This is a genomic window from Albirhodobacter sp. R86504, assembly GCF_042466415.1.
Classification (GTDB): domain Bacteria; phylum Pseudomonadota; class Alphaproteobacteria; order Rhodobacterales; family Rhodobacteraceae; genus Albirhodobacter.
This window is the reverse complement of sequence record NZ_JAXHCH010000002.1, coordinates 992824-1011912: the sequence shown is the minus strand read 5'-3', so window position 1 is coordinate 1011912 and position 19089 is coordinate 992824. Positions and strand designations below refer to the sequence as shown.

Below are 19089 nucleotides of genomic sequence, written 5' to 3'. Positions count from 1 at the left end.
AATACAGGGTATGTCACTTCGAATGAATTGACACACCCATAGGTTGCATATCTCATAGCCATTAATCGTGCTTTAACCATTTCTCCGCCTTATGGGGGGGATCGTTTCACGGAAGGGCTATGGGGTGTTCAAAACCGCGCAATCACATGAACCGCTTGGAAAAGTGGCGGTCGCGCTGTCGCCGCGCGTGGTCTATCTCATCATGGCTGCGGGCTTGGCCTTGATGGCGGGGTTTCTGGCGTCGGACACACGGGTGGCGCTCGTTGCGGTGTCGGTCGCGGTGACGCTGACCTGCCTCGCGGTTTTGCTAAAACTTGTCGCCGCGCGCGCGCAAGGGTCACGCAAAGCGGCGCATGCACAGATCGCGGCGTTTATCGCCGAAGACGCGTCGCCCTCTTTCGCGACAGATCTTGATGGCGCGGTCGGCTATCAAAACCGCGCCGCGTTGGAGCGGTTCGGGGTGCGGAGCGGACAGACATTGACGCGAGCGTTTGGCGATATCTTCGCCAATCCGGCCGCGGTTCTGACGCGTCTTCAAAACAAAGCGCAAACCCTTGGGGCGGCGCGCGAAGATCTGGTGACGCGGCGTGGGCATATGCGCCTCTCGGTGCACCGCATCGCGGAGGAGGGGTTCTTGTGGCGCCTTGAAGAAATGGCGGAGCGCGTGTCTGGGCGCGGTGCGGATGGCATTTCCCTGCCGATGATGACGGTGTCTAAAACGGGAACGATTTTGTTCATGAACGAGGCCTTGCGGCGGATCGTGGGCGAGCGTGTTCGGACGTTGGACAGGATTTTTACCGAGCTTCCTTTGCGATCGGGCGAGGAACACGATGTGACGACGCCAACGGGGCCGATGCGCACCGTCGTCGCGGAGCTCTCCGGCCCTGGGGGGCGCACGGAAATCTACCTCGTGCCGATGACGACGGGGCGCATTGCGTCGCATGATCCGACGGCCTTTGAAACGCTGCCCGTGGCGCTCATGCGGTTGGCGCGCAAGGGCGAGATATTGGCGACCAATCGTGCCGCGCGGACCTTGGTTGGTGATTACGATGAGGGCACCTGCCTCTCGGATATCGTGGAGGGGTTGGGCCGTCCGGTGAATGATTGGCTGCAAGATGCGCTCGCGGGACGGGCGGAGCGCAAGCCGGAGGTGCTGCGCGTCAAATATGGCGAGCGCGAGGTTTTCTTGCAGGTGACGCTGTCGCGCGTGGTCGAGGATGGCAGGGCGGGTTTGATTGCGGTGTTGTCGGACGCGACACAGCTCAAGACGCTGGAGGCGCAATTCGTCCAAAGCCAGAAAATGCAGGCGATCGGCCAGCTTGCGGGCGGTGTTGCGCATGATTTCAACAATCTTTTAACTGCGATTTCAGGGCATTGCGATCTGCTGATGATGCGTCATGACAAGGGCGACCCCGACTTTTCAGATCTCGATCAAATCAGCCAGAATGCCAATCGCGCGGCCGCGCTCGTCGCGCAGTTATTGGCGTTTTCGCGCAAGCAAACCCTTAAACCTCGGGTGATTGATCTGCGCGACACGCTCGCGGATCTGACGCATCTCCTGAACCGTCTGGTGGGGGAAAAAGTACAGCTGACCCTGCACCACGATCCTGATCTTCGGCTTTTGCGGGCCGATAAGCGGCAGTTGGAGCAGGTGATCATGAATCTCGTGGTAAACGCACGCGATGCGATGCCGGGTGGCGGCGAGATCAGGATTGAGACCGAGAATGTTTCGTTGACATCCCCGATGAGCCGCGACCGTGTCGAGCTTTCGCAAGGTAACTATGTCGTCGTGCGGGTGATTGACGAGGGGGTCGGCATTCCGCCAGATAAGATCGGCAAGATTTTTGAGCCGTTCTACACGACGAAGCGGACAGGCGAGGGAACGGGTCTCGGGCTTTCGACCGCTTACGGGATCGTTAAGCAAACTGGCGGCTATATCTTTTGCGATTCAGTTCAGGGGTCGGGCACCAGCTTCACATTGTTTTTCCCCGCGCATGACTTGATGGATCAAGAGCCAGAGCCCCCCGTCGCCGCGTCGGTAAAGATGGAGCCGAGTGTGAAATCCAACGCAACAGTCCTGCTGGTGGAGGACGAAGCGCCGGTGCGGGCCTTCGCGTCGCGCGCGCTGAAGCTACGGGGCTACACGGTCTATGAGGCGGAAAATGGCGAGGAGGCGCTCGGGCTGCTGCAAGACGAGGCGCTCGGCGTCGATATCTTCGTGACCGATGTCATTATGCCGGGTATGGATGGGCCAACATGGGTGCGCGAGGCGTTAAAAACGCGGCCGGAAACGAAGGTTGTATTTGTCTCGGGCTATGCTGAGGATATTTTCCAAGATGGCCGCCCGCCGGTCAAAAACTCGATCTTCCTACCAAAGCCGTTCTCACTGACAGATCTCACGGCAACGGTGCACAACCAACTGGTCTGTGAGCCGAGTTAAGATGCGAGCCCGGCGTAGAGGTCGAAATCTTCGTGCATCGCGGCCCGCAAATCCTGTTCGGTTGCACTTGATAGGGCAACATCCACCGCCGGCGGCACATTGAGCCGGGGCAGGGTGACGATGCAATCGAGGCGGTCCTCAAGGTAGCGCACGAAATCGTCGATCATCTCATATCGGAAAATCCGGTCAACCAAGGGGCTGCCGGACGGATCGCACAGAAATTTATGTTGTGCGCTGATCGGCGCAAGGCTGTCGTGTTGGTCGATGTAATCGCGCACAAAGGCCTCGAACCCGCGTGTGCGAAGCGTCAGCGCGTAATCGTCCAAGGCGTCACGCAGATAAAACCGATACCATGACCGAAGCCAGTCGATGGGATCGCGCATCATCGCAAGCGATGTGAAGTTCTCATCCGTTTGCGCGCGCAAGAGCGGTGCCAGATGTGCGCAATATTCCTGTGCTGTCAAATGCCGCATTGAGGTAGGGCGCAGCATAGACATGCTCGATAACGGTTCGAGCGCAGTCTCAATCGCCGTCGAACCCGTTTTTGGTGTCGCCAAGAACGTTAATCTTTGATCCCAAAATACCAGCATATACACCCATCCTTTGTGACTTCACTACACCGCACGACCGGCGCCGTAAACCAGTCCTTGGTCGCCGAAAAATCGACTGTAGCGGAAGATTTTGCTTGAAGTGTTCTGGTTTTGTGCTTATCAAATTAGAACAAGATAGGAACATCTGCACGGCGATGCTTTGGGTTGGATTGCCCATCTCTCTGGCCTGTGGAATAAGGGATCTGAAACCATGACAGCGGCGAGCCTTTTTGACATGACAGATAAACGCAGTGCGGACAAACAGAAGGCGCTCGATTCAGCGCTTGCTCAAATCGAACGTCAGTTTGGTAAGGGCTCTATCATGCGGTTGGGCGTCGATAGCCCGATTGTCGAGATTGAAGCAACGTCAACGGGGTCGCTTGGGCTTGATATCGCCCTTGGCATTGGTGGCTTGCCCAAGGGCCGTATCGTAGAGATCTACGGCCCGGAAAGCTCGGGTAAGACGACTTTAACCCTTCATGCTGTCGCGGAAGAGCAGAAGAAAGGTGGCGTTTGCGCCTTTGTTGATGCCGAGCATGCTTTGGATCCCAGCTATGCGCGCAAACTCGGGGTGAACTTGGACGAGCTGTTGATTTCGCAGCCAGACACAGGTGAGCAAGCCCTTGAGATTGTTGATACTTTGGTGCGCTCTGGCGCCGTGTCTATGGTTGTCGTCGACTCGGTTGCTGCGTTGACGCCAAAGGCCGAGATCGAAGGCGACATGGGAGATGCAACGGTTGGTGCGCAAGCGCGTCTGATGTCGCAAGCGATGCGTAAATTGACCGCGTCGATCGGGCGTTCAAATTGCATGGTTGTGTTCATCAACCAGATCCGGATGAAAATTGGCGTAATGTTCGGCTCGCCGGAAACGACGACGGGGGGACATGCGCTCAAGTTTTACGCCTCTGTGCGTCTCGATATCCGGCGCATCGGATCGATCAAGGATCGCGATGAGGTCGTCGGCAACAGCACGCGGGTGAAGGTCGTCAAGAATAAGGTCGCGCCGCCCTTCAAGCAGGTCGAGTTCGATATCATGTACGGCGAAGGTATCTCTAAGACGGGTGAGCTCGTTGATCTCGGTGTGAAAGCGGGCGTGGTCGATAAATCGGGCGCGTGGTATTCCTACGGGGATCAGCGGATCGGGCAAGGGCGGGAGAATGCCAAAACATTCTTGAAAGACAATCCTGACGTCGCCAAAGAAATTGAAGATAAAATCCGCGCATCGCACGGCCTCGATTTCGCAGGGGATGATAACGATCCGGACATGGTTGAAGATTGATTTCTTCGAAATTTCGAAAGTTTTCGCGGCCGAGGATTTCCTCGGCCGTTTTGCTGTGTGGACAGGGGCGAGGCGGGGCGTTAAACGGGTGCAAATGGCCTGAAACGGCCCGTAAATCAAAGGCCCCGACATGCCCAGCTTGAATGAAATTCGCTCCACCTTCCTCAATTTCTTCGAGAAGAATGGTCACCGCATCGTGGATAGCTCTCCGCTCGTCCCGCGCAATGACCCGACCTTGATGTTCACCAATTCGGGCATGGTCCAATTCAAGAACTGCTTCACCGGGTTGGAAAAACGCGATTATGTGCGCGCCACCACAGCGCAAAAATGCGTTCGTGCGGGCGGCAAACATAATGATCTTGATAACGTTGGTTACACCGCACGCCATCACACGTTCTTTGAAATGTTGGGCAATTTCTCCTTTGGCGACTACTTCAAAGAAGGCGCAATTCCCTTCGCGTGGGAGCTGTTGACGAAGGAATTCGACATTCCGAAGGACAAGCTTCTCGTCACGGTTTATCACAACGATGACGAGGCTGCCGATCTTTGGAAAAAAGTCGCGGGTCTGTCGGATGATCGGATCATTCGCATCGCGACGAATGACAATTTCTGGCAGATGGGGCCGACTGGCCCATGCGGCCCGTGCACCGAGATATTCTTCGATCACGGAGATAAAATCGCCGGTGGCCCTCCGGGTTCGCCCGATGAGGATGGAGACCGTTTCATCGAGATCTGGAACAACGTCTTCATGCAGAACGAGCAGTTCGAAGATGGCTCAATGCGCGCTCTCGATATGCAATCCATCGATACCGGCATGGGATTGGAGCGGATCGGCGCCTTGCTGCAAGGCAAACACGACAATTACGACACCGATTTGATGCGCAACCTGATGGAAGCCTCCGCGCATGCGACATCGTCGGAGATCGATGGTCCGGGGAATGTGCATCACCGCGTCATCGCCGATCACCTGCGGTCGACTTCTTTCCTGATTGCGGATGGCGTGATGCCGTCGTCGGATGGCCGCGGTTATGTTTTGCGCCGCATCATGCGCCGCGCGATGCGCCACGCGCATCTGTTGGGTGCGAAAGATCCGGTCATGCACCGCCTCGTGCCTGCGCTCGTGCGTGAGATGGGTGCGGCTTATCCGGAACTGGGTCAGGCGCAGGCGCTGATCGAAGAAACACTCCGTCTGGAGGAAACCCGCTTCAAGACGACCTTGGATCGTGGCCTGAAGCTTTTGGATGACGAGCTGTCGGGGCTGCCGGACGATGCCGCGCTGCCGGGCGAAGTCGCGTTCAAACTTTACGACACTTACGGTTTCCCGCTGGATCTCACGCAAGATGCATTGCGTGAGAAGGGCCGCGAGGTCGCAACGGACGGTTTCGACACCGCAATGGCGGAACAAAAAGCTAAGGCACGTGCGAGCTGGGCGGGATCGGGCGAGGCGGCCGATGCGACCGTTTGGTTTGATATCGCTGAGAAAAACGGCGTCACAGAATTCCTAGGCTATGATACCGAGGCGGCGGAGGGGCAAATTCTCGCGCTGGTTGTTGACGGCGCTATTGCCCCGAAAGCGGATGGAAAAGTGTCGATCGTCGTGAACCAGACGCCGTTCTACGCGGAGTCTGGTGGTCAAGTCGGGGATCAGGGCGTGATCGAGACGGAAACCGGCTCGGCGCGGATTACGGATACGAAAAAGGTCGCCGGTGTCTTCATTCACATCGCAGAACTGACCTCCGGCGAGATCACCAAGGGGCAGGCCGCGCGCCTGATCGTTGATCACACGCGCCGTTCGGCCATTCGCGCGAACCACTCGGCGACGCATTTGTTGCATGAGGCGCTTCGCCGTGCACTGGGTGATCACGTTGCGCAGAAGGGCTCTTTGAACGCGGACGACCGTTTGCGCTTCGACTTCAGCCATTCGAAGGGTCTGACCGCGAACGAGATCACGCGCGTTGAGGCAGAGGTAAATGACTTTATTCGTCAGAATACGTCGGTGGAAACACGGATCATGACGCCGGATGACGCGCGCGGTCTGGGCGCGCAGGCGCTGTTTGGTGAGAAATACGGCGACGAAGTTCGTGTGGTGTCGATGGGGCGTTTGGCCGGATCGAACAAGGGCGCCGATAAAGCAACTTATTCGCTTGAACTCTGCGGCGGCACCCATGTGAAGCGCACCGGCGATATCGGTGCATTTGTCGCGATTGGCGATAGCGCGTCTTCGGCAGGGGTGCGGCGCTTCGAGGCTCTGACGGGGCAGGCGGCGCTGGACTATTTGAACGCTCAAAATGCGCGTCTCATCGAGACGGCAGCGGTGTTGAAAACCGCGCCGTCCGATGTCGCAGATCGCGTGCGTGCCTTGGCGGAGGAGCGCAAGGCGCTTGCCAATGAGGTTGCACAGTTGCGTCGCGAACTGGCGATGGGTGGCGGTGCGGCAGGGGCGCCCGAGATCAAAGAAATCAACGGTGTGAAATTCCTCGCGCAAGTTGTTTCGGGCGTGACGGGGAAAGACTTGCCCGCCTTGGTTGATAGCCTGAAAGAAAAAATCGGCTCCGGCGCGGTTTTGGTTGTTGCGGATACGGGCGGAAAGGCCGCCGTTGCGGCGGGCGTTACCGCCGATATGACGGATAAGGTTTCTGCTGTAGATATCGTTAAAGCGGCGGCGACGGCGCTTGGCGGCAAAGGCGGCGGCGGGCGCGCGGATATGGCGCAGGCTGGCGGTGCGGATGCTTCGAAGGCTGCGGAAGCGATTGCAGCGGCAGAAGCCGCGATTGGAGCTTGAGATGAGCGCACTTTGGATCGCCCATGTGACCGTCACGGACCCTGATGCTTACGGCAAATATGCCGAGCTTGCAGGCCCTGCGATCGCAAAGCACGGCGGGGCTTTCATCGCGCGTGGCGCGCGGTATGTGCAGCTCGAGGGGAAGGAGCGTCCGCGCAATGTCGTGGCACGTTTTGCATCCGTTGAGGATGCGGTTGCCTGCTACCATTCGCCTGAATATCAGGCGGCACTTGCTCACGCGATTGGCGCTGCAAAGCGCGAGTTGGTGATTGTCGAAGAAAACCTCTGACCTTTCGCCCCGATTGGGCTATGATGGCTTTGTTCATTTATTACAATCGGGGCGGAAACAACCGCCTGTGAGGTCACTATGTGTCGCTGGGCTGCCTATATCGGGCGCGAAATCTACCTTGAGGATATTATCAGCAGGCCTGGGCATTCGCTGATCCATCAGTCGCAATGCGCGACGAAATGCCATACGGCGATCAACGCGGACGGGTTCGGGTTGGCTTGGTACGGCGATCGGGAAACGCCGGGGCAATACCGAGACGTTTTGCCGGCGTGGTCGGATCCCAATCTCAAATCGTTGATCGGGCAGGTGAAATCCTCGCTCTTTTTGTCCCATGTCCGCGCGTCGACCGGCACAGCGACATCGCGCAACAATTGTCACCCCTTCACTGTTGGCCGTTGGAGCTTCATGCATAACGGGCAGATTGGCGGGTATGATGCGTTTCGCCGCGATGCCGAGATGATGATTTGCGATGCGCTTTACCCGCAGCGCAAAGGCGCGACCGACAGCGAGGCGCTTTTCCTCGTCGCGCTTGGTCTGGGTTTGGATGCTGATCCGAAAGCTGCGATGGAACAGGCTGCCGCACAATTCGAGGCCTTGTCAAAGGCGCGCGGCGCGGCGCCGCATATGCGCCTGACATGTGCGTTTTCGGATGGGAAGCGCCTCTATGCCATTCGCTATGCCTCCGACGATCAGGCCCCGACTTTGTTCCATCGCTGGTCGAGTTCGCGGGGTGGGCGTGCGGTTGTGTCCGAGCCATTGGAGACGGGGCAAGCGGATTGGTGCTCGGTTCCTGCCAATTCGTTCTGCACGTTTGAGGGCAAGGATATGACGATCGAGCCATTCACGCCGAGCTGCGAGGAAGCGCTCGCGGCGCAATAAGCCTCGGTTTTAGAGTTTCGGAACGCGCGGGAAGGGTTTTCCCGCGCGTTTTCTTATGCGTCGATGTCGCGCGTTAGCGTCATGCGCTCCGGCGAGCCCCCGGAAGATGGCCGCACAAACGAAAACGGGGGACCGATTGGCCCCCCGTTTCCAGATAAAGAATCGAATTATGCTTCGACTTTTGCCATGCGCTTGCGCTCATGCGGATCGAGGTAGCGCTTGCGAAGACGAACGGCCTTCGGCGTTACTTCTACCAACTCGTCGTCGTCGATATAGGCAATCGCTTCTTCGAGCGACATCCGGACCGGCGTTGTCAGGCGAACGGCTTCATCCGTGCCCGAAGCGCGCACGTTGGTCAGCTGTTTGCCCTTGAGCGGGTTGATTTCCAGATCGTTGTCGCGGTTATGCTCGCCCAAGATCATGCCTTGGTACACAGCTTCCTGCGCGCCGATGAAGAACTTACCGCGATCTTCGAGCTTCCACAGTGCGTAGGAGACCGAAGTGCCGTTTTCCATCGAGATCAGAACGCCTTGGCGACGACCCGAGATCGGGCCTTTGTAAGGCGCCCAGTCATGGAAGATCCGGTTCAACACGCCGTTGCCGCGCGTATCGGTCATGAATTCGCCTTGGTAACCGATCAGGCCGCGCGACGGGACATGTGCGACGATGCGGGTTTTGCCCACGCCAGCCGGACGCATTTCCGCCAGATCGCCCTTGCGGTGACCGGTCAGTTTCTCGATCACAACGCCCGAGTATTCATCATCCACGTCGATGATGACTTCCTCGATCGGCTCCATGCGCACGCCGTTTTCTTCGCGGAAGATCACGCGCGGACGCGAGATCGACAATTCGAAGCCCTCACGGCGCATGTTTTCAATGAGAACGCCCATTTGCAATTCGCCACGGCCCGAGACCACGAAGGCTTCGCCGCCCGGTGTATCTTCGACGCGGATTGCGACGTTGGTTTCAGCCTCTTTCAAGAGACGCTCACGGATGATCCGCGATTGCACCTTGGAGCCGTCCTTACCCGCGAGCGGGCTGTCGTTGATCGAGAAGGTCACAGAGATGGTCGGCGGATCAATCGGCTGCGCGTCGATTGCCTTGTCGACGTCGAGCGCACAGATTGTGTCGGCCACGGTCGCTTTGGTCATGCCCGCGATTGACACGATGTCGCCTGCTTCTGCTTCTTCGATCGGCTGTTGCGACAGGCCACGGAACGCCAGGATCTTGGTGATCCGGAATTGTTCGATTTTGTCGCCTTTGCGCGAAAGAGCTTTCACGCTGTCGCCAACCTTAACGCGGCCAGCTTCAACGCGGCCGGTCAGGATCCGACCGATGAACGGGTCGGCGCCGAGGGTTGTTGCGAGCATCTGGAACGGCTCGTCAGCGCGCTCGACCTGCTTTGGTGTTTTGACGTGATCAACGATCAGATCGAACAGCGCGTCGAGGTTCTCGCGCGGGCCGTCGAGGACGTTGTCAGCCCAACCGCCGATACCCGATGCGTAAACATGCGGGAAGTCGAGTTGCTCGTCATCCGCGCCCAAGTTGGCGAAGAGATCGAAGACTTGGTCAAGCGCACGATCCGGCTCTGCGGCGGGCTTGTCGACCTTGTTCAAAACGACGATCGGTTTGAGACCGAGGGCGAGGGCCTTCGAGCAAACGAATTTCGTTTGCGGCATCGGGCCTTCAGCCGCGTCGACCAACAGGCAAACGCCGTCAACCATCGAGAGGATACGCTCCACCTCGCCGCCGAAGTCGGCGTGGCCTGGCGTGTCAACGATGTTGATCCGCGTGCCTTTCCATTCAACGCTCGTACACTTGGCAAGGATGGTGATCCCGCGCTCGCGCTCGATGTCGTTGTTATCCATGGCGCGTTCGGCCACGGCTTGGTTCTCCCGGAATGCGCCAGACTGGCTCAGGAGTTTGTCAACGAGGGTGGTTTTCCCGTGGTCAACGTGTGCGATAATCGCGATATTGCGAAGGTCCATTTTATCCGCCTATTCGTGCTTTGTGCCGCGCATAGCGTGAAACGACTCCAAAGACCAGCCTTATGCGCGCTTAATGCGTGCCAGACTTGGAAAACAGGTTGATGACAACGATCCCTGCAATAATAAGCGCCAATCCGAGCATCGCGGGGGCGTCCAGCTTTTGCCCGAAGATGATGCGGCCGGAGGCGGTGATCAGGATCATACCGATTCCGGACCAGAGCGCGTAGGTAATACCCAAAGGCAGATCGCGCAGCACGAGCGTGAAGAAGTAAAACGCGCCCGCGAACCCAAACAGCACCCCGAGAGACGGCATGAGTTTGGTGAACTGCTGGCTCGCTTGAAGGCAGGTCGAGCCGAAGGTCTCAAACAGCACCGCAATCAGCAAATAGACATAGGTCATGTAATTGGGCGCCATGAGGCCTCCGGATTATGTCGCGATATAGCGATCCCTGCGGTGATTCATCATGATCACCATATTGAGGACAAGCGCGCCAAGGAAGGACCAAGCGACCGTGAGCGGATCGCGCAAGAGAAGCGCTACGGCAAAGACCACGACATCGAACAAAAGCTGTGTCTTGCCCGCCTTGAACCCGGTTTTATCCTGAAGATAAATCGCAACGATCCCGACGCCCCCGAGGCTTGCGCCGTGTCGGAACAGCGCGAGAAGGCCCGCGCCAGAGGAAAAGCCGAATAAGATGGCCGCGAAGGCGGGGTTCAGCGCATCGAAGCTGATGTAGCGTGGCATGATCGCGGAAAATAACGACAATAATCCGACCGCGGCGAAGGTTTTGAGGACGAACACACTGCCCAGACGTTTGTAGCCGAGCCAATAGAACGGCAGGTTGATCGCGAAGAACACCGCGCCGAACGACCATCCCGTCGTATAGGAGAGCAGCACCGCAAGCCCGGCGGTCTGACCGGTGACAAACCCCGAATGGGTCAGGATCGTGATGCCGAAGGCCGCCATAAAGGCGCCGAAAACAATCCCTTGCGCATCGTCACTCAAAGAATGTGAGGCGGGAGGTTTTGGCGTTTTTGGGGGCTTCATATTGGTGCTTTCGGGCTAGGCCAGTCGATCCCCTCTGGCCTAACGCGTCACGATTGAGCGCGCAAGAGAAAGGGCGGAGAGGTCTCCGCCCTTTATAATCCTTTGCGCGGACGCGGGCGGGCTTAGCCCTTAAGCGCCTTGTTGAGGTATTCGTCGACCTTCTCGAGATAGCCCATCGTGGTCAGCCACTTTTGATCAGGGCCAACGAGCAGGGCGAGATCCTTGGTCATATGGCCATCTTCGACCGTCTGGACGGTGACTTTCTCGAGGGTTTCCGCAAACCGCAGCAGCTCGGCGTTGTCATCGAGCTTTGCGCGATGCTTCAAGCCGCCCGACCACGCGAAGATCGACGCGATCGAGTTTGTTGAGGTTTCCTTGCCCGCCTGATGTTGGCGGTAATGGCGCGTGACGGTGCCATGCGCGGCCTCCGCCTCGACGGTTTTTCCATCGGGCGTCATCAACACGGAGGTCATCAGACCGAGCGAGCCGAAGCCCTGCGCGACGGTATCCGACTGCACATCACCGTCATAGTTCTTACAGGCCCAAACATAGCCGCCCGACCATTTCATGGCCGACGCCACCATATCATCGATCAGGCGGTGCTCGTATGTGATGCCTGCGGCTTCAAACTGTTCCGCAAATTCTTGATCATAAACCTGCTGGAACAGGTCTTTGAAGCGACCGTCATAGGCCTTCAAGATCGTGTTCTTCGTCGAAAGATAGACGGGCCAGCCTTTGGTCAGGCCGTAATTCATCGACGCGCGGGCGAAATCAAGGATCAACTCATCGAGATTGTACATCGCCATCGTCACGCCGGCGCCGGGGGCGTCGAACACTTCACGCTCGATCGTCTCGCCGTCTTCGCCAACGAATTTGATCGTCAGCTTGCCCTTACCCGGGAAGCGGAAATCGGTCGCGCGGTATTGATCGCCATAGGCATGACGGCCGACGACAATCGGTTTCGTCCAGCCCGGCACGAGGCGCGGCACATTTTTGCAAATGATCGGCTCGCGGAAAATCACGCCGCCGAGGATATTGCGGATCGTGCCATTGGGCGAACGCCACATCTGCTTGAGGCCGAATTCTTCAACGCGCTGTTCATCCGGCGTGATCGTTGCACATTTGACGCCCACGCCATGCTCTTTAATGGCATTGGCCGCGTCGATGGTGATCTGATCGTTCGTGCGGTCACGCTCCTCGATGCTGAGGTCATAATATTTCAGGTCGATGTCGAGATAGGGCAGGATCAGTTTTTGCTTGATGAAGTCCCACATGATGCGGGTCATTTCATCGCCGTCGAGTTCGACGACGGGGTTAGCTACCTTGATCTTGGTCATAACGGCCTCATTGTTGGGGTTACTCGTCTTGCGGCTTCTTTACCCGATCTATGGGCGCTTGGCTAGTAGTGTATACCGATGTATACCGAGTGAGCGCATACGTCTTTGTGTTTGGACGCGCGCATGCCCGCCGCTTAGCAGGTCTTCACAACACAGGATGATGATCACATGGCTATAGTCCCGAAGTCTCGGCCCGTTCGCGCTCTGCTTAAAGCGATGGCGTTCGCCAATCTTGCTGCATTTGTCTTTATAACGCCCTCACACGCACAATCTTTGCCGGGCCTGGCGCAGGGCATGTCGCAAGAGATGCGCGGAATCTGGATCGAAACCGGCGTGCGCGAGGCGGAACGTAAAGCGATTTTGGGGCGCATCGGTGCCGCGCAACAGGCGATGCGGCAGATCTTCGGCGGGCTATACGCAACCCCGCAGTGGCATATTTGCGCAAGCCCTGCCTGTGATCAAAATAATAATATGACAAGCCGTGCAATGACTTACGGCGTTTTCCTCATCACGATGTCTTCAAAGGCTGTTGCTGATCCTACGACCTATGTGCATGAGCTTACCCATGCGCAGATGGCGTCCGCGATGCCTTTGTCGCTTGGCGGTGCGTCGCGCTTGCCGGCTTGGTTTGATGAAGGGATTGCGACGCTGGCTTCGAAGTCGGTGGGCTATCCCGCGCAGAGCACTGCCTGCGCCGCCGAGAAGGGAAAGCCGCTTCCTAAAAATCGTGAGGAATTTCAAGCGTTTTCGCGGCAAAGTGGTGGCGCGGGGCCGGTCTATACGCGCTCGGCTTGCGCGGTTAACGACTGGCTTGCCGGTCGCCCGTTACGCGCGGCGCGGGATCATTTGGCGAAGGTCGGGCAGCTCCCTTAACGGAGCCGCCTAACGCCTTAATTAGGCGTATTCGCCCATCCAAACACGCATCTGGAATAGTTTAGATTCCTCACGCATCATCTTGATTTTGCTTTTTAAAACCTCACGCATCCGCTTGGGCTCGAGAGGGACATCCCAGTCATCCTCACCGTCCAAGCCCAGCATCGCGACATCCAGCCGCCCTTTAGGTTTGCCATCCACGATTTCATCGACTTCCATCGTGTGAACCCATTCGCCTAACCCCTCCAAACGCTTGAAGAAATGCCCGAGATCTTGCAGCGACGAGATATAAATCGGGGCCGCATGTTCCAGCAGCTCTTTGAACGCTTCGGGATCCAGAGTTTGTTTGTAGGTCGCGTTAACGGTTTGTTTGCTCATTGTGAGATCTTCCTATTGATAAACCAAGCTTTCGCTCGTTGTGCGACCCAATCCCAGACGCGCGGCGCTCCGCGGGCGACTTTGGCGCCGACACGGCCCTCCAACTGGTCATAGGTCACGTTATACTCGATCCATGATCCGCCGCCACAGGCCAGATTTTGCAACACCGGCTGAACGCGGTCCAAGGATTTCGCGAAGATTGCGTCCGCTGTCTCGGCGCGTTCAAACTCTTCCCATGTTGATCTAAGATCGTCCGCCAAGTCACTGGGAAGAATTCCAAAAATTCGATTTGCTGCGGCGGATTCCGCCGCCTGAATATCGTGTGATCCATGGGCCAAACCGTTTTGCGAATGGAGCGGCACATCGCCCACGTCAATCTCCACCAGATCATGCAGCAACAGCATTTTGATCACGCGGTTGATATCGACGCCCGCCGGAGCCTGATCGGCAAGAACCAGCGCGTAGAGCGCGAGATGCCAGCTATGCTCGCCCGAATTTTCGCGCCGCGATCCATCCGCGAGCGTTGTCGCCCGGAGGACGGATTTCAACTTATCGGCCTCGGTTAGAAAGGCCATCTGTTGATCTAATCGCTGGGTCATGTCTTCATCCTATAGATCAATATTGCCACGCAACGCCTTGAAAATAAAGAAGGGGCGCAGGCGCCCCTTCGTGATATTCGGTGTTGCTTTCGCAATGTCTTACCCTTCGCCTCGAAATGCGGCGAGTTTGCCGTCAAGAAGTGCGTTGGCCCGCGCGTTGGCGCGGCGCACCCGGAACGCCGTCATGAAGCTCTCTTGCAAGGATTGGGATGTCGCGCCCAGAAGCTTGCTGATGTCATTGACGAGGTCCTCGTTGCCGGTCTCCGCGATCGCTGCGATACAGCGTTGCGCAAGCTCGTCCCCGAGATCGTCAATGTAGCTCATTAGCGCGACCCTTCCGTCAGGCGGCGTTTCACATAATCCTGCACGGTGTTGATCATAGGCTTCATATGCGCTTCGTCGTCTTTGAAGAAGTGATCCGCGCCCTCAATCTCCTCATGCGTCACGGTGATGCCTTTTTGCTCGCGCAGCTTGCCTACCAGCGTGTGCGTGTCTTTGGGCGGCGCAACGCGGTCGGCTGTGCCATTGATGATCAGACCCGATGACGGGCATGGCGCAAGGAACGAGAAATCATACATATTCGCCGGCGGGGCGACCGAAATGAAACCTGTGATTTCCGGACGACGCATCAAAAGCTGCATGCCGATCCAGGCGCCAAACGAGAATCCCGCAACCCAGCAATGTTTGGAGTTCGGGTTCATCGCCTGCAAGTAATCAAGTGAGGAAGCCGCATCCGACAATTCGCCGATGCCCTGATCGTATTCGCCTTGCGAGCGACCGACGCCGCGGAAGTTAAACCGCAAAACGGTAAACCCGAGCTTATGGAACGCGTAATGCAGGTTATAGACGACGCGGTTGTTCATCGTGCCGCCGAATTGCGGATCGGGATGCAAAATGATCGCAATTGGCGCATCCGGCATCTGCTGCGGATGGTAGCGGCCTTCGAGACGGCCTTCAGGACCGGGGAAAATGACTTCGGGCATCGGGTTGCCTCTTACTGTTGCGGGCCGCTAAATCTTGTCGGACTTACGCGGATACCCTAGAGCATTTACGATCACGGGCGGATGGCCCATATTAGTTGACCTGAGTTAAGCGGCAAGGCGCGCCGCGTCAATGCTCATGACTGTAAGATGACTTGGTGTTGTAGCGGATCCTCGGGCAAAAGAGCCCCGCAATCCGGTTAAGGAGTGAAGATGAAGCTTTCGACCAAAGGCCGGTATGCAATGGTGGCGCTTGTTGATCTGGCGATGGTGAAGGATGGTGAGCTGACGTCGCTTGCCGAGATCTCCAAACGTCAGGATATTTCGCTGCCGTATCTGGAACAGCTTTTCGTCCGCCTTCGCCGGTCTGGCTTGGTGACCTCGGTGCGCGGCCCGGGGGGCGGGTATCGTCTTGCGCGCGACCCCAAAGAGCTCCGGATCAGCGAGATTTTTGAGGCGGTCGACGAAACAGTGAGCGCATTGCACGTCGGCGCGGGCGCTTCGGGCGGGATCTCGGGGTCGCGGGCGCAGTCCTTATCTAACCGTTTGTGGGAAAGCCTTTCGGCGCAGGTCTTTGTATTCTTGCATCAAACCACCTTGCAAGATGTGGTAAAGAACGGGTTGAAACCCTGTCCTGCTGTGCCGTCGCTCTTTTCTGTCGTGGATGAGTGATCTGTAAATTCTTAACGATAAATCAGATGCTTGCATCGCTCTCCTGTGATGGGTGAGGGGCGGGCACGCTGGTAAAGCGGGGGTGGATATGCGCCGGACCTATCTCGATTGGAATGCCACGACGCCGCTGCGGCGCGAGTCGAAAGAGGCGATGATTGCGGCGATGGAGGTGGTGGGGAACCCGTCATCGGTCCATGCGGAGGGGCGCGCGGCCAAGAACGTGATCGAGACGGCGCGGGCGCAAATCGCGGCGGCTTTGGGGGCGGACGGGGCCGATATCATCTTCACATCGGGCGCAACCGAGTCGGCGGCTTTGGCCCTACAGGGGCGTGCGATACAGTGCGCAGACGTGGAGCATGAGGCGGTCAGTGCGTGGTGCACGGCTGATTTGGCGGTGTCGCGCGCGGGCCAAGTCGATGTGGTCGACCCAACGCGATCGGCTTTGCAACTCGCCAATTCCGAGACGGGCGTTGTGCAAACGCTGCCGGAAGGGCTGTGGTTTTCTGACCTGACGCAGGGATTCGGAAAAATTCCGTTCTCGTTCAATTGGCTCGGCACAACCTGCGGGGCGATTTCGGCGCATAAGCTCGGCGGGCCGAAGGGAATCGGCGCATTGGTCGTCAAACGCGGCACAGATATTGCAGCGCAGCTGAAAGGCGGCGGGCAGGAGATGGGGCGGCGTGCAGGCACGGAAAACCTGATTGGAATCGCAGGGTTTGGCGCGGCGGCCGAGGCGGCGGCGGCCGATCTGGCGTCCGGCGTTTGGGATGAAGTGTCGGAAATTAGAAATATTCTAAAATCAGCTCTGGAAAGCCTTAGCGAAACGCTCTATTTTGCGGGTTGGGACCCCAAGAGCCACGCAGCACCCGGCATCGATCATGTCGCAGCCCCGCAGCTATTGCCCAACACCCTCAACGTGATCAGCGAGGGGTGGAAGGGCGAGACGCAGGTGATGCGGATGGATCTGGCCGGATTCGCAGTCTCTGCCGGATCTGCCTGTTCATCGGGCAAAGTCCGCGCGAGCCGTGTGCTCAAGGCGATGGGGTATAGTGAGATGGAAGCGGCCTGTGCGCTGCGGATATCAATTGGGCCGGATGTGACGCGCGAGGATGTTTTGCGTTTTGCCGAGACTTGGGGCAAGGCGCGGCAAAAGGCACTGGCGCGGTAACGGGCGGAGACGGGACGGGGGCCGAAAGGTGTTTGTCCTTCGCCACCGGCGGGACGATGTTGCGGGGCGCGATGCGCCCTGATGAAAGGGAATTGACGTGGTAGATGATCTCGAAGTCCGTGAAGGTGTCGATCGGGAGACCGTAGAGGCCGTCCAGAATATGGGCAGCTACAAATACGGCTGGGATACCGATATCGAAATGGAATACGCGCCCAAGGGCGTCTCCGAGGAGATTGTGCGCCTTATCTCTGCTAAGAATGAGGAGCCCGAATGGATGTTGGACTGGCGTCTCGCGGCGTTCCGCCGTTGGCAGACAATGTCCGAGCCGGATTGGGCGATGCTGGATTATCCGAAGATCGATTATCAGGATATCTACTACTACGCTCGCCCCAAGAGTATGGAAGTAAAGCCGAAATCTCTGGATGAGGTTGATCCCAAGCTTTTGGCGACCTACGCAAAACTTGGTATTCCGCTGAAGGAACAGATGATCCTCGCGGGCGTCGAGGGCGCGGAAGAGGCCGGCGAGCGCAAGGTTGCGGTTGATGCTGTCTTCGATTCCGTGTCGGTCGGCACGACGTTCAAAGACGAGCTGAAAAAAGCGGGCGTCATCTTCTGCTCGATCTCGGAAGCAATCAAAGAGCATCCGGAGTTGGTGAAGAAATATATCGGGTCGGTCGTGCCGCAGTCCGATAACTATTTCGCTACGCTCAATTCCGCTGTCTTTTCGGATGGCTCGTTCGTGTATATCCCTGAGGGGACCAAGTGCCCGATGGAGCTGTCGACCTATTTCCGCATCAATGCGGAAAATACAGGCCAGTTTGAGCGTACCCTGATCGTGGCCGAAAAAGGAAGCTATGTCAGCTACTTGGAAGGTTGCACCGCTCCCAAGCGCGACACGGCGCAGCTTCACGCGGCCGTCGTCGAGATCGTTATTCTCGAAGACGCCGAGGTGAAATACTCGACCGTTCAAAACTGGTTCCCGGGCGACGAAAACGGCAAGGGCGGTATTTATAACTTCGTGACCAAGCGTGCTGATTGCCGCGGCGACCGCGCGAAGGTGATGTGGACGCAGGTGGAAACCGGCTCCGCGATCACGTGGAAATATCCGTCGTGCATCTTGCGCGGCAATGACGCGCAGGGCGAGTTCTATTCGATCGCCATCGCGAACAACATGCAGCAGGCCGATACCGGCACGAAGATGATCCACCTTGGCAAAAACACCAAAAGCCGGATCGTCTCGAAAGGGATTTCGGCCGGCAAAGCGCAAAATACCTACCGTGGCCTCGTGTCGATGCACCCTAAGGCGACGAATTCGCGCAACTACACACAATGCGACAGCTTGTTGATCGGCGATCAATGCGGGGCGCATACCGTGCCGTATATCGAGGTGAAAAACAATTCGAGCCGCGTCGAGCACGAGGCAACAACCTCGAAGGTCGATGATGAGCAGCTGTTCTATTGCCGCGCGCGTGGCATGGGCGAGGAAGAAGCCGTGGCATTGGTCGTTAACGGGTTCTGCAAAGACGTATTGCAAGCCTTGCCGATGGAATTCGCAATGGAAGCACAGGCGCTTGTTGCGATTTCGCTCGAAGGGTCTGTTGGCTGATGCGCGCGCTCGTCTATCAAACCGCGTTTGTGACGTTGCTGTGGGGCGTGGGGATGGTGTTCATCTTCGACTGGCCGCGCGCCACGATCGCGGGGCCGATGGCGGCATTTGCGCTCCTGTATTTCTGTGGCCTCGCCGTTTGGCGGTTCCTGCGCAAGCAGCGCAAAGCGGAATGAGGGCG

At 57.7% G+C, this 19089-nt stretch carries 19 protein-coding genes; 10 read left to right on the top strand and 9 right to left on the bottom strand.

What is annotated here, in order from left to right; translation table 11 throughout:
• The first annotated feature begins 91 nt into the window (after positions 1-91).
• A complete protein-coding gene (locus tag SJY32_RS06870) occupies positions 92-2440 on the top strand; it encodes an ATP-binding protein (protein WP_376873247.1) in 2349 nt (782 codons plus the stop codon).
• On the opposite strand, the gene SJY32_RS06865 is transcribed toward SJY32_RS06870, so the two are convergent.
• Positions 2437-2931, bottom strand: a complete 495-nt coding sequence (locus tag SJY32_RS06865) for a hypothetical protein (RefSeq protein ID WP_376873245.1) — start codon at positions 2929-2931, stop codon at positions 2437-2439. The two genes, SJY32_RS06870 and SJY32_RS06865, sit on opposite strands and share 4 nt — an antisense overlap.
• Positions 2932-3241: 310 nt before the next feature.
• On the opposite strand from SJY32_RS06865, the gene recA reads away from it, so the two are divergent.
• The 4 genes from recA (at position 3242) to SJY32_RS06845 (ending at position 8259) form a co-directional block, all read left to right on the top strand.
• Positions 3242-4309, top strand: a complete 1068-nt coding sequence (recA, locus tag SJY32_RS06860; RefSeq protein ID WP_376873243.1) for a recombinase RecA — start codon at positions 3242-3244, stop codon at positions 4307-4309.
• 130 nt (positions 4310-4439) lie between these two features.
• The gene (gene alaS / locus SJY32_RS06855; protein WP_376873241.1) at positions 4440-7091 is read left to right on the top strand and encodes an alanine--tRNA ligase; all 2652 of its coding nucleotides are present in this window, start codon (positions 4440-4442) and stop codon (positions 7089-7091) included.
• Between the two features lies 1 nt (position 7092).
• Complete coding sequence (locus SJY32_RS06850; RefSeq protein ID WP_376873239.1) at positions 7093-7380, top strand: DUF1330 domain-containing protein; 288 nt, start codon at positions 7093-7095, stop codon at positions 7378-7380.
• A gap of 78 nt (positions 7381-7458) precedes the next feature.
• Entirely contained in the window at positions 7459-8259 is an 801-nt protein-coding gene (locus SJY32_RS06845) for a class II glutamine amidotransferase (RefSeq protein ID WP_376873237.1), read from the top strand.
• A 167-nt stretch (positions 8260-8426) separates the two neighbouring features.
• Here SJY32_RS06845 and typA read toward each other — a convergent pair whose 3' ends face one another.
• The 4 genes from typA to SJY32_RS06825 form a co-directional block, all read right to left on the bottom strand.
• Positions 8427-10247: a translational GTPase TypA gene (gene typA, locus SJY32_RS06840; protein ID WP_376873234.1), complete on the bottom strand. Its 1821-nt coding sequence runs from the start codon at positions 10245-10247 to the stop codon at positions 8427-8429.
• Positions 10248-10317: 70 nt separating this feature from the next.
• Entirely contained in the window at positions 10318-10662 is a 345-nt protein-coding gene (locus SJY32_RS06835; protein ID WP_376873231.1) for a DMT family transporter, read from the bottom strand.
• Positions 10663-10674: 12 nt separating this feature from the next.
• A complete protein-coding gene (locus tag SJY32_RS06830) occupies positions 10675-11295 on the bottom strand; it encodes a YitT family protein (protein WP_376873228.1) in 621 nt (206 codons plus the stop codon).
• Between the two features lie 122 nt (positions 11296-11417).
• The gene (locus SJY32_RS06825; protein ID WP_376873225.1) at positions 11418-12632 is read right to left on the bottom strand and encodes an NADP-dependent isocitrate dehydrogenase; all 1215 of its coding nucleotides are present in this window, start codon (positions 12630-12632) and stop codon (positions 11418-11420) included.
• A 168-nt stretch (positions 12633-12800) separates the two neighbouring features.
• Here SJY32_RS06825 and SJY32_RS06820 point away from each other — a divergent pair, with 168 nt between their 5' ends.
• Complete coding sequence (locus SJY32_RS06820) at positions 12801-13505, top strand: hypothetical protein (RefSeq protein ID WP_376873222.1); 705 nt, start codon at positions 12801-12803, stop codon at positions 13503-13505.
• A gap of 21 nt (positions 13506-13526) precedes the next feature.
• On the opposite strand, the gene SJY32_RS06815 is transcribed toward SJY32_RS06820, so the two are convergent.
• The 4 genes from SJY32_RS06815 to SJY32_RS06800 form a co-directional block, all read right to left on the bottom strand.
• A complete protein-coding gene (locus SJY32_RS06815) occupies positions 13527-13883 on the bottom strand; it encodes a hypothetical protein (RefSeq protein WP_376873219.1) in 357 nt (118 codons plus the stop codon).
• Positions 13880-14482, bottom strand: coding sequence for an HD family hydrolase (locus tag SJY32_RS06810; protein WP_376873216.1), 603 nt, complete (start codon positions 14480-14482; stop codon positions 13880-13882). Before SJY32_RS06810 ends, SJY32_RS06815 begins: the two co-directional genes overlap by 4 nt.
• 99 nt (positions 14483-14581) lie before the next feature.
• Positions 14582-14806 (bottom strand): hypothetical protein, encoded by a 225-nt coding sequence (locus SJY32_RS06805; RefSeq protein WP_376873213.1) that lies wholly within the window; start codon positions 14804-14806, stop codon positions 14582-14584.
• The gene (locus SJY32_RS06800) at positions 14806-15465 is read right to left on the bottom strand and encodes an alpha/beta hydrolase (RefSeq protein ID WP_376873210.1); all 660 of its coding nucleotides are present in this window, start codon (positions 15463-15465) and stop codon (positions 14806-14808) included. The genes SJY32_RS06805 and SJY32_RS06800 overlap by 1 nt, the downstream gene beginning before the upstream one ends.
• Before the next feature lie 210 nt (positions 15466-15675).
• On the opposite strand from SJY32_RS06800, the gene SJY32_RS06795 reads away from it, so the two are divergent.
• The 4 genes from SJY32_RS06795 (at position 15676) to SJY32_RS06780 (ending at position 19084) form a co-directional block, all read left to right on the top strand.
• Positions 15676-16134, top strand: coding sequence for an Rrf2 family transcriptional regulator (locus SJY32_RS06795; protein ID WP_376873207.1), 459 nt, complete (start codon positions 15676-15678; stop codon positions 16132-16134).
• An 88-nt stretch (positions 16135-16222) separates the two neighbouring features.
• A complete protein-coding gene (locus SJY32_RS06790; protein WP_376873204.1) occupies positions 16223-17302 on the top strand; it encodes a cysteine desulfurase family protein in 1080 nt (359 codons plus the stop codon).
• A 97-nt stretch (positions 17303-17399) separates the two neighbouring features.
• Positions 17400-18908, top strand: coding sequence for a Fe-S cluster assembly protein SufB (gene sufB / locus SJY32_RS06785; RefSeq protein ID WP_376873202.1), 1509 nt, complete (start codon positions 17400-17402; stop codon positions 18906-18908).
• The gene (locus SJY32_RS06780; RefSeq protein ID WP_376873199.1) at positions 18908-19084 is read left to right on the top strand and encodes a hypothetical protein; all 177 of its coding nucleotides are present in this window, start codon (positions 18908-18910) and stop codon (positions 19082-19084) included. The genes sufB and SJY32_RS06780 overlap by 1 nt, the downstream gene beginning before the upstream one ends.
• Positions 19085-19089 lie beyond the last annotated feature (5 nt).